Here is an 11,837-nt window from a genome sequence, read left to right as displayed (position 1 = left end):
TTATTGGCGATTAATTCACAAAATCCTTCTTTTACGATTCAATAATATTCAATAAGATCGTCATGACTTCTTGTTCAGCTTGTGAAATTCGCTGTTTTTCCGTTTCAAATTTAACTTCTTCTTGCTTAAAACGCTCTCTCCTCTTTTGAATCATACGTATCATTTCTTTTTTACTTGTTCCCCCATATACATTCCTTTTCTCAATAAATGCTTCTGGCGATATAATGTCATTCCATTCTTTTTCTGAAAGTATCACGTGCAATGTTTTTTGTAAGTACTTATTTACTTCTATGAGTTTTAGTTCATGCAACTCTTTTTGTTGCCCCATAGACACTTTTGCAATATCACTTGCAGCATGATGAGCACGCCGGAAAGGAATATTGTAATTTTTTGTTAAGGTATCCGCAAAATCCGTTATCGTAATTGCATGTTTAAACGAGCGCTTTTTTAAAACTCCATCTTCTACCTTCATTGTTCGAATCACTGCATTCATTATACAGAACACACGAATTGCCTTTTCGATTCCTCCATACAAATAAGGCTGCAAATCATCTTCTGTATCAACAATGTCTCCAAACGGTGTATTATGGATCGTTTGAAATACAGTGAAAGCTTCACCAAATGCACCGCTAGCTAGCGATCGAGCATGTTCGATTGAAACTGGGTTACGTTTTTGTGGCATTATACTACTGATCTGTACATATGGGTTTGCAACAGTAATTCCATTGTATTCTTTTGTTGCTAGTAGTAAGAAATCATGGAGCCATCTACTCGTATTCGTCATTGTCATCATCAGCAAGGCACTGACTTCCAGTAAATAATCAGCACCTGCGACTGCATCATATGAATTCTCAATAACACCTGAAAAACCAAGTAACTGAGCAACTCTCTGTCTGTTAATAGAGAAACTTGTTGTAGAAAGAGCAGCTGCACCCATCGGCGAGTTATTCACAAGATCATACGTCTTCCAAATCCGTTCTAAATCTCTTTGCATCACATCATACACAGCTAACATATAATGACCAAATGTTGTCGGTTGAGCAGGCTGCGTATGTGTATAAGCAGGCATAATTGTTTCCATATGATCATCAGCAAGTTGTAATATACTTTCTTGCAATAAGATAAAATGCTCCATAAAACGTAGCAGGTAGCGGCGTAAACTCATCCGATACATCGTTACTCCCATATCATTACGACTTCTACCAATATGCATATTACTTACTAGATCATCATTTGCTTCTTTTACAATTAAATGTTCTATTAAAAAAAAGAGATCTTCATGTTCCTGCTCATACAATAATTGACTCTTTGGAATTTGCGCCACTTTCTCTAGCGCTGTTAAAATAACTTTTGCATCTTCTTGCTTCATTAATTTTTCTTCCACAAGCATGATAATATGAGCACGATGAACCATAAACATCTCTTGCAATAAATAATCTCGCTGAAATTGAAACACATGCTGTAACACGCAGTTTGCATAGGTTTTTCCAGGGAAATCAGCGCCTTCACTCTTAACAAACTCTTCCTTATCCCATTTCATCACTTTTCCCCTTTCGCCCAGTTATTTACTAACCATCATACCCGGAGCTTCTGAAAAGGTGCTTGTATGAGGTGAAACTTTCATTGATGAAACACAAATAAACCCGCTGCCACACGCATCGGGTTTATCTAATAACAGTTGCATCATATTTTTCACTTTTTAGTACCTGGAAATGTAAATTACGCAAGTGCTTACGAAGCTCTGCACTATCATCTTCATCTAATTGGTTTGCTAAAAACACAATTTCTGTACAATTCCCAAGTTTATCAGTAGCATAAACAGCTTTTGCTAACGTCCATGGTGTATATCCATTTTTTTGCCCTGCATGCCTGAATGATTTACGGTACTTCTTCCCTTTCATATCCGTTTCAACGAGATTCGCCCATTCTTTTTCTTCATCTTTTGTAAAACCTTTTTTGTGGTTCGCTTTTTCCAGAAGCACCATATAATCATTTGCAGATGCAGCTGGAAACTTATCTGACCATATTTTTTCATATTTTTCTTCTAAATACAGCGGAATTTCTTTTTGTAATAACGGCCCTTTCTCTTTTAACCGTTCATGTATTAACATGGCATAACGACGATATTCTTCTTGAGACATTTCTTTTAACTTTTTCTCTAATTTAGATTTTGGAACATGCAATTCCTTATGCAAATATCCCGGAATATATAGAGAAGAGACGATAGGAAATAACGGTTGGTGTGAAGGAAGTGATAGGTTTTGTAAATTTTGATTAATATGATCTAGTCCAAGTCGCTCCATTAAATACTCTGTATTCGCATTTGAACTAAACTTCACCATCCCTTTCGCAACTTCTTCTAATGGCACTGCATTTTCATCTATTTTATCAGTTTTTATTAAATACTTTTGCCATCGATCCTGCGCACCACCATCTGTATTTGGAACATAATAACGATTTACATCATCAATTGATACATAACCATTCGGGTCAATTCTCCCATCTACAACTTGTTTCGTAAATTCAAATGCAACAATTAACTTCATCGTGCTCGCAACTGGTAACACAACATTGGGATTTACAGAATAAACAACTTTATCATTTCGTTTTATAAGTAAGGCACTGTTTTTTTCATCTTTATGCTCTTCAACAAATGAGGCAATAAACTGCGCATCATCATTATTAGAGCTCCAAACTTTTTTCGCTAAGAAGTTACCGGATATAAGCACTATGAATACGCCAATAATTCCCGCACATATTATAACTTTTCTCAAGTGAATTTCCTCTCCTAATTTATATCTTTTATCTGTTATATATCGTTATAAACAAAATAATAGAGACGATTTTCTAAATAATCGTCTCTATTATTTTAACTTGTCATCTCCTATTATGTCTATGTCATAATTCGAACAAAGTTTTCAACAAATTTCTTATAATTTAATTTCCATCCAATTCTCACCCAATCTTTAAGAGCTTTTGCATCAGGTTGTGGCCGGAAATCAGCAATACTTTCCCCCTTTGCACTCCCTTCTAAATCCACGTCTACTTTCCGGTATACATATTCAATCATAGAAGAATTTACAACTGCCATCATCGTAACGACATCATGAATGGGGCTTCCGGTAATTTTGGGATTTATTTTCTTATATGCCATATAATAATATTGAAATATAGGTTCAATTAATTTGTTAAATGCAGTTTGTGAATGTTTTTTTATATATTGTACAGTTTCAGGTGTAACGATTGATTCACTTGTAACATTAAGAGGGATTAATGTTACGTTTTTTGCATGCTGCATTACTAAATTTGCAGCAAGTGCATCGCCATGAAAGTTTGCCTCTGCTACAGGAGTAACATTCCCTGGAACAAGAAATGCCCCCCCCATACAGTAATATTCTTTTACATCTTTCATTACATCCTTTCCTAATATAAACGCCGTTGCTAAACTTGTTGACCTCCCTGCATCAACAATAATAACTTCTTTTTTATAACGATTGATAATGTCAAAGATTGTGCAAAACGATTTAATATTTGGTCGAATCGTTTGTGGGGGGCGAATTGGCCCTAACCCTTCCGCTCCATGAATTTCAGGATAATATGTTGCAAATTCACCCGACAACGGCATTTTCGCTCCATTTATAATCGGTATATCTTCTCTACCTGCTAGTTGCATTAAATACGCAGCATTACTTGTTGCTTGCTCTTGTGTTACATTTCCATACCCAGTCACAATCCCAACAATTTCAATTTCTGGATGTAACAGCCCATACATAATTGCTAAAGAATCATCAATACCAGGATCCCCTAAAAAAAGCACCTTTTTCATAGGTCTCAACTCCATCCCATCAATTGTTACTACTGTATGAATGAGCAAAAGAATGCAGAATGAAAAAACTTAATTTTTATCATAAAAAACCGCAGTGCTTCTCATCTTTGAAAGCACTGCGGTTTTGTTTTATTGGTTCTATTCTTTTTTCAACGTCAATACACTACCAACTATATAAGCGATAAACGCAAAACAAATCGGAAAAACTACTGTATGTATATGAAACGGATTCGGGAACCAAAGATGGATGATCATATAAGAACCTACCCCAACCAATATGGATGCAAGCGCACCAACTGCATTCCCTTTCTTCCAATATAGCCCTAAAACAATCGGCCAAATAAATGCTGCTTCTAAGCCACCAAAAGAAAATAAATTTAACCAAATTAAGAAATCCGGTGGTTTAATAGCTGCTGCATACACAAGTAAACCAATGATTCCGGTAATCCACAAGCTTCCTTTTTTAATAGCCGTATCAGTAGCCTTTTCGTTAATGTAGTTCACATATATATCTTTAATAATTGATGAACTCACAAGTAATAAAAGTGAATTTACCGTTGACATAATTGCAGCCATTGGAGCAGCCAAAAAGACCCCAGCAAGCCAAGGCGGCAATACTTCCATTGCAAGAAGTGGCATTACTTTGTCTGGCACAGTTACGCCTGGAAGCACCACCCGTGCAAATACACCTGTTAAATGCATACCAATCATAATTGTACCGACAACAATTGTTCCGATAATTAAAGCTTGATGCATCGCTTTTGAATTTTTATAGGACATCGCACGCACGCTAATTTGAGGTAATCCAACAACACCAACACCAATTAATACCCAAAATGATGTTACATATGTTTTCGTTAAACTGCCATCTGCACCAAATGGCGTAATTAAATTAGGATTAATTCGAACCAGTTCCTGCATAATCTTTTCGATTCCGCCACCAGCAATCACCGTTGCAATTAAAATAATTGTCGTGCCTGCTAACATAATAATACCAAGTAATGTGTCAGATAAAGCAACTGCACGGAATCCACCAATTAAAACGTATACAAGTACAGAGAATGTAAAAAGAAATAAAGACGTTGTATACGAAAGACCTGTTAACGATTCAATTAATCTTCCGCCTCCAACCCACTGGGCAACTGTTGCTGAAAATAAAAAGATAATAATACATAATGCCGAAAGAATGACCACTGCTTTATGATTGTATCTTCCTTTTAAGTAATCAATAAGCGTAATTGCTTCCATCTTTCTTGCAATGATTGCAAACTTTTTACCAATTACCGTCAAGACGATGTAACCCGTTACAACCTGGATTGCTGACAACAATACCCATCCAAGCCCCATATTATATGCAATTCCAGGTCCACCAATAAAGCTACTCGCACTACCGTACGTAGCAATCATTGTCATAGCTAATAATAGACCGCCAAGTTCACGTCCACCAAGAAAGTATTCTTGTAAAAATTTATTATGAGCCGTTGCTTGTACACGTCTTGATGCATATACACCAATTAAAAATACAACGATAAAAGAAATTATCATTGGAATTATTACGTACCAATTCATTTATCATTCCTCACTTTTTTCTTCCTCATCGAGCGAAATATCTTGAAATGCAAAACGCACGATTAAAATAAGAAGTATAACTACTACAACAAAACCGACTATACAACTATAAAAAAACCATGCTGGAAAACCTAATACATATGTATATTCACTTGGATCCTTACTGCCAAGCCCATAAGCAAACCCATACCATATTATAAAATTGATAAAAGCAAGTCCAAGACCAATTAACGCCTCTCTATGGGCAATTCGAAAGCGTGGATCATCATGATAACCCTTCATTTTCTCCCTCCTCTCACGAGGTATAATTGTAACATTGTTTTTCTAGTTTTTCCTACTAGAAAAGAAAAACTAGAAGGATTTTTTGCAAAGATATAGAATTCAATTCTGTATTACATAATTTTTACAATTGTAACGTAAATGAAATTTGAATTTTCAGTCTTTGTTATTTATGATTAAAATTAGAGTTCTTTCATCTAGTTTCTTTACAACCCTGTTACAGGAATAAACGCCGTCTTGTACTGCGTTTACATTATATTTTCAAGGGGGTTATACAATGAGTCAACTAGCTGTAAATCTTCATGAAAAAGTAGAGAAATTTCTTCAAGGAACAAAAAAATTATATGTGAATGGAGCTTTCGTCGAAAGCGCTTCCGGTAAGACATTTAAAACTCCAAACCCAGCAACTGGTGAAACACTTGCGATTGTTTCAGAAGCTGGTCGCGAAGATATTCATAAAGCTGTAATGGCTGCAAGACAGGCCTTCGATGAAGGTCCTTGGTCACGTATGAGCGGTGCTGAACGAAGCCGTCTAATGTACAAGCTTGCTGATTTAATGGAAGAACATAAAGAAGAATTAGCACAGCTTGAAACATTAGACAACGGAAAACCAATCCGTGAAACGTTAGCAGCAGATATTCCGCTGGCAATTGAACATATGCGTTATTACGCTGGCTGGGCTACAAAAATTGTCGGTCAAACAATTCCAGTCTCCGGTGAATATTTTAACTATACACGCCATGAAGCAGTTGGTGTTGTCGGACAAATTATTCCTTGGAATTTCCCTCTCCTAATGGCAATGTGGAAAATGGGGGCTGCTCTTGCAACTGGATGTACAATTGTGTTGAAACCTGCAGAACAAACACCTCTTTCTGCTCTATACTTAGCTGAATTATTTGAAGAGGCTGGATTCCCGAAAGGTGTTGTCAACATCGTACCAGGATTTGGTGAAACAGCTGGACAAGCTCTTGTCAATCATCCTCTCGTTGATAAAATTGCATTTACAGGGTCTACTCCAGTTGGTAAACAAATTATGAGACAAGCCTCTGAAACATTGAAACGAGTTACATTAGAACTCGGTGGTAAATCACCGAATATTATTTTACCAGATGCTGATTTATCTCGTGCAATTCCAGCTGCACTTTCTGGTGTCATGTTTAACCAAGGGCAAGTATGCTGCGCAGGGTCCCGTTTATTTATTCCGAAGAAAATGTATGATAATGTTATGGCTGACCTTGTTCTGTATTCAAAAAAATTAACACAAGGTGCAGGTCTAGATCCTCAGACAACAATCGGGCCTCTTGTTTCAGAAGAACAGCAAAAACGCGTTATGGGATACATTGAAAAAGGTATTGAAGAAGGTGCAGAAGTACTTGTTGGTGGAAATAAACCATATGAGCAAGGTTATTTTGTCGCTCCAACTGTATTTGCAGACGTAAATGATGAAATGACAATTGCCAAAGAAGAAATTTTCGGACCTGTCATCTCCGCGTTGCCGTTTAATGATATTGATGAAGTAATTGAACGTGCAAATAAATCATCATTTGGTTTAGCTGCTGGTGTATGGACAGAAAATGTCAAAAATGCACATTACATTGCAAGTAAAGTCCGTGCTGGTACAGTATGGGTAAACTGTTATAACGTATTTGATGCCGCTTCTCCATTTGGTGGATTTAAACAATCCGGTCTTGGCCGCGAAATGGGATCTTATGCATTAAATAACTATACAGAAGTGAAGAGTGTTTGGGTGAATCTGAACTAAATGAAAAAGCCTGACCTACTCTGTAAAATAAAGTGAAACTTTAATCAGTGGGGGTTTTCTTCATCCCCCACTGATTATTAGTTGAACCAATCGAGCTTTTATGGGCAGTTGATCCTCCACCTATCTTCCTCGGTTCTCTCTGAACCTTGAGGTGGGGGTCTTACTGCCCGTTAATGCGGGATAAATAAGTAACAATATCTATCTTTCCTTAGAAGGATAAGAGGATGTGCATAATGTTGCACATTATATATGTATTAGTACATCGCTCAATAAGAGTGATGTACTTTTTTATTATGCTGACCTCTTTATGGCCTCATATAGGGGTTCAGCCGAGATACATGTAAAAACGGGCCATATACTTACTTTTATTTCCATATGATGACCCATTTTATGTTTATACCGGTATATTCTCCTCTACTGATTGAGGGATGTTTTGTAAATCGATGACATAATCATCAAAACGTTTAATGAGCCTTGTAAGGTATGGACTCAGCATAACAAGATCTTCTCGCGAAAACCTATACCCTTCATGAGAGACCATAAAATTAACATTATATCAACAATATTCTGAAAAATAAAAGCATTACAACGAAATCATTATATTTAATACGTTTTTCTTGTTCTTCCGGATCATTTTCAGAAATAATCCCATCTCCACCGAAAAAAACATTTTGAAAAGCCATGATCATGATATGCCTCAACTTTATTTGTACTAGCTGTTATTTGTTCCCGTAATTTTATATCTGAAATATATTTTAGGAGAAAGGCGGTCCTTACAACGCGTACTAGTTCTCTAAATGCTTTATAAAGTCGATTTTTTTACTCTCAGTTATATCTATGGGCTTTATTCTTTTAATTTCTCCTCCTGCGAAAGAGCACTACCCGCTGTAAATTCTTCTAAGGCATGCATGGCAAACCTCACGTTGGAATAAGTGATCGAGTCGCCACCAATCACACCAATTTTGAGGGTTTCCATGATTTCATCGATGGTTACCCCGGCATTTAAGCAGCCTTTCATGTGATAGCAAATGCATTCATCGCAGTGGCTGACTATTGATATGACTAATCCCATAATGGTGTACTTACCCTAACTGACGTTTAAATACTTTACTGGCGAAGAAGTAAGCGATGACCATGATGCCGACGCACCAGGCAAGCGCGACCCAGATACCGTTTCCAACAGACCCTTCATACAAGAGGGCACGAATCGTATTCACGATTGAAGTCACGGGCTGGTTCTCAGCGAACGCACGGACAATTTTAGGCATGGTTTCGGTGGGAACAAAGGCCGAACTGATAAACGGCAGGAAAATCAGCGGGTACGAGTAGGCTGTCGCCCCTTCCATAGACTTCGCCGTCAATCCGGGAATGACCGCCAGCCATGTCAGAGCCAGCGTAAACAGCCCGAGTATCCCAGCTACCGCGAGCCAATCCAGGATATCAGCACTGGAACGAAAGCCCATCAAGAGGGCGACGAGGATAACCACCACGACAGTAAGCGCATTGGAAACAAGCGAGGTCAACACGTGAGCCCACAATACCGACGAGCGCTTGATGGGCATGGTAATGAAACGCGCCATCAGCCCGCTCTTTACATCAGTAAACAGCCGCAGTGAAGTGTAAGCGACGCCGGATGCAATAGCCATCAGCAAGATTCCCGGCAATAAATAATTGACGTAATTGTCCGTTCCTGTCTCTATGGCGCCGCCAAATACGTAGACAAACAGCAGCAGCATCATAATCGGCGTAATCGCCACCGTGATAATCGTATCCGGGCTGCGCATGATGTTGCGCATTAAACGTTCTAGTAATACCCCTGTTTTGCTTTTCATTTACATCTCCTCCTTTTTGCCAATGATCGCGAGGAAAATTTCCTCCAATGTCGGCTGCTTCTCGATGTACTCCACTTTCGCTGGCGGGAACATCTCTTTGAGTTCGGTAAGGGTACCGGTCGTGATGATTTTTCCGCCATGCAGGATGGCGATACGGTCCGCCAGTTGTTCGGCTTCCTCCAGGTACTGGGTCGTCAGCAAGATGGTCGTGCCGCTGCCAGCAAGCTCCTTGACGGTATCCCAGACTTCAATCCGCGCTTCGGGGTCAAGCCCTGTCGTCGGTTCGTCGAGAAAAATGACTGCTGGCGTCCCGATCAGGCTCATGGCGATATCAAGCCGGCGCTTCATCCCGCCGGAATACTGATCCGCCCGGCGGTTGGCCGCATCGGTCAGGCTGAATCTTGCAAGCAGATTGTCGGCGACTTGAGCGGGATTGGAAACTCCCCGCAACTTGGCGATCATCATCAAGTTTTCCCGCCCGGTAAGCATGCCGTCTAAAGCTGCGAATTGCCCTGTTAGGCTGATGCTCTGGCGAACATAATCCGATTGACGCTGGGCGTCAAAGCTGCAAATACTTACTTCGCCGCCATCGGCCTTCATCAGCGTCGAAAGGATGTTGACCGTCGTCGTCTTGCCCGCTCCATTTGAGCCCAGCAGTGCGAAAATTTCGCCACGCTGCACCTCAAAATCCACCCCCTTTAAGACTTCCTTGTCTTTAAAGCATTTTTTTAACCCTTTTACGGAAATCGCTGCATCGCTCATACTTTTTCCTCCTTATAAAGTGAAACTTTAATCAGTGGGGGTTTTCTTCATCCCCCCACTGATTATTAGTTGAACCAATCGGGCTTTTATGGGCAGTTGATCCCCCACCTATCTTCCTCGGTTCTCTCTGAACCTTGAGGTGGGTTACTGCCCATTAATGCGGGATAAAAAGCGCTTTGCGGAGCTAGATTCCCTATACTCTTCTATTTAGTCTGACTGATAATCTGTATTACTTATTACCAGGTTAAAAATATAACTGAATAGCGAAGGCGGCAATTCACATTTGTAACCAGCTAATCAGTCGGTATTATCTATTGAATTTATTTTTTTCTCAATCGCTTCATGATACTCTGATTCAAATCTTCACGGTACTTGGAGACATAGGTTTTAGCGTTTGCCACTAGTTCGTCAGCAAAGGAGGCCACGTCGTCCCCAGTGATTTCCAGCACTTGTCTACCTTCCGCCGCACCGGCTTCGAACAACTCGATTAATTCATACTGTATGTGTAGCATATCCATCCCGTTGCCCGCTGAGAAATTCCACATGTAGTTTTGAATTTTCTTAAATACAAACTGATAGTCCTCTGGCAGGGCTCCAACCCGTGCCATCATCATTTTGTACTCTTTTTTATCACCAATCATTTTTTTGAACATTTCCATCATGTTATTTTTCCTCCTTTTTTATAAAGCTGAACAAGACACTCCAAAAATATCAGACGGAATATCTTATGCAGCTAGATTGACTTCAAGACGTTAATTTTTGATGATACAAAATCCCATTTTTCCCAAAATAATTCAAGTTCCTGGCGGCCAGCCTCATTGAGTGAGTAAAACTTGCGGGGCGGTCCCATATCTGATGGTTTCTTTTCTATATTCACAAGTTTTTTCTTTTCTAATCGCACGAGGATGGTATAGACCGTTCCTTCCACGACTTCGGTAAACCCAAGCTCGTTCAGGCGGCGGGTAATCTCGTAACCATAGGTTTCATGGCGGCTAATGATTTCCAGCACGCAGCCTTCCAGCGAACCCTTCAGCATTTCAGTTAAATTTTCCATGTTCAGATCCTCCTCTACCTCCTCTATTTTGTCTGACTTATATTCAGTATAACAGAGTACTGAGGGATTTTTTACTGAATAGCTTTTAGGAAATCCTACTATTCAGTATTACTTATTACATGTGTATTATAACACCGAGTAGAAGGTGTCAAATATTTTTCTTAAATTTTTTTTACAACCTCACTATTCAGTAGTGCTATTATCCAGTGTGACTTACTACAGGTATATCGTAACACGTAGTAGATAGACCGTCAACTGGATTTTCTAAATATTTTAAAACCAGCTATCCCTATTGGATACAGCCGATTTTCTTTATGGAGCTTTTACTTCCTCCTATGCTTCTTTCACAATGATTCTACCGCGGATTATTCCCATCCAGCAACTGTACATGTAGGTTCCTGGTTTCTCTGGTTTGAAAACGATGAGGTTTTCTCCTACTTCCAGTGACCAATTTCTTCCGAAGAAATGTTAAAGAGTATTCCCGAAATGAAAGAAGAACTTCGTAGACCTATGTTCTTAATAATCACAGCAGAAAAGTAAATATTTATTATGCGTTCCTGCAAGATATGAGGACGTTTTTCTTTTTGGATTCACGGGAGCAGCTTTAGTAAAATAACTGAGGATTATTCTATTTCAAGTATCAAAATTAAACATCATTATTATTTCTATACACAAAAAGCAAATACATTGTAGTAGTAAATGAAGTCATTTGTAGTACAACAAAAGGATAGAACAAGCAGAACTTCTCTGTTT

At 38.9% G+C, this 11,837-nt stretch carries 11 protein-coding genes and 1 pseudogene; 1 reads left to right on the top strand and 11 read right to left on the bottom strand.

What is annotated here, in order from left to right; genetic code table 11:
• Positions 1–31 precede the first annotated feature (31 nt).
• From argH to KFD70_RS24995, 5 genes are all read right to left on the bottom strand, one after another.
• Positions 32–1,540, bottom strand: coding sequence for an argininosuccinate lyase (argH, locus tag KFD70_RS25015; protein WP_336453812.1), 1,509 nt, complete (start codon positions 1,538–1,540; stop codon positions 32–34).
• A 124-nt stretch (positions 1,541–1,664) separates the two neighbouring features.
• The gene (locus tag KFD70_RS25010) at positions 1,665–2,774 is read right to left on the bottom strand and encodes a serine hydrolase (RefSeq protein WP_336453813.1); all 1,110 of its coding nucleotides are present in this window, start codon (positions 2,772–2,774) and stop codon (positions 1,665–1,667) included.
• A 119-nt stretch (positions 2,775–2,893) separates the two neighbouring features.
• Entirely contained in the window at positions 2,894–3,826 is a 933-nt protein-coding gene (locus KFD70_RS25005) for a nucleoside hydrolase (protein ID WP_336453814.1), read from the bottom strand.
• Between the two features lie 138 nt (positions 3,827–3,964).
• The gene (gene panF, locus KFD70_RS25000) at positions 3,965–5,395 is read right to left on the bottom strand and encodes a sodium/pantothenate symporter (protein ID WP_336453815.1); all 1,431 of its coding nucleotides are present in this window, start codon (positions 5,393–5,395) and stop codon (positions 3,965–3,967) included.
• A 3-nt stretch (positions 5,396–5,398) separates the two neighbouring features.
• Positions 5,399–5,677, bottom strand: coding sequence for a YhdT family protein (locus tag KFD70_RS24995; protein WP_336453816.1), 279 nt, complete (start codon positions 5,675–5,677; stop codon positions 5,399–5,401).
• A gap of 274 nt (positions 5,678–5,951) precedes the next feature.
• Between KFD70_RS24995 and KFD70_RS24990 the strand changes: the two genes are divergently transcribed.
• Positions 5,952–7,436, top strand: coding sequence for an aldehyde dehydrogenase family protein (locus KFD70_RS24990; RefSeq protein ID WP_336453817.1), 1,485 nt, complete (start codon positions 5,952–5,954; stop codon positions 7,434–7,436).
• A 394-nt stretch (positions 7,437–7,830) separates the two neighbouring features.
• Here KFD70_RS24990 and KFD70_RS24985 read toward each other — a convergent pair.
• The 6 genes and pseudogenes from KFD70_RS24985 to KFD70_RS24960 form a co-directional block, all read right to left on the bottom strand.
• Positions 7,831–8,255 (bottom strand): annotated as a pseudogene (locus tag KFD70_RS24985) (Tn3 family transposase); the annotation flags it as partial.
• A gap of 25 nt (positions 8,256–8,280) precedes the next feature.
• Positions 8,281–8,508: a carboxymuconolactone decarboxylase family protein gene (locus KFD70_RS24980; RefSeq protein ID WP_336453818.1), complete on the bottom strand. Its 228-nt coding sequence runs from the start codon at positions 8,506–8,508 to the stop codon at positions 8,281–8,283.
• Positions 8,509–8,518: 10 nt separating this feature from the next.
• Complete coding sequence (locus KFD70_RS24975) at positions 8,519–9,268, bottom strand: ABC transporter permease (RefSeq protein ID WP_431613453.1); 750 nt, start codon at positions 9,266–9,268, stop codon at positions 8,519–8,521.
• Entirely contained in the window at positions 9,269–10,030 is a 762-nt protein-coding gene (locus KFD70_RS24970; RefSeq protein WP_431613452.1) for an ABC transporter ATP-binding protein, read from the bottom strand.
• 320 nt (positions 10,031–10,350) lie between these two features.
• Positions 10,351–10,692: a DUF1048 domain-containing protein gene (locus KFD70_RS24965; RefSeq protein ID WP_017151751.1), complete on the bottom strand. Its 342-nt coding sequence runs from the start codon at positions 10,690–10,692 to the stop codon at positions 10,351–10,353.
• Between the two features lie 71 nt (positions 10,693–10,763).
• Positions 10,764–11,084, bottom strand: a complete 321-nt coding sequence (locus KFD70_RS24960) for a PadR family transcriptional regulator (protein WP_033796096.1) — start codon at positions 11,082–11,084, stop codon at positions 10,764–10,766.
• Positions 11,085–11,837: the final 753 nt, after the last annotated feature.

The organism is Bacillus pfraonensis (genome assembly GCF_050768835.1).
Taxonomy (GTDB): domain Bacteria; phylum Bacillota; class Bacilli; order Bacillales; family Bacillaceae_G; genus Bacillus_A; species Bacillus_A pfraonensis.
Note: the sequence above shows the minus strand (reverse complement) of the source record. Positions and strands in the feature narration are given on the sequence as shown.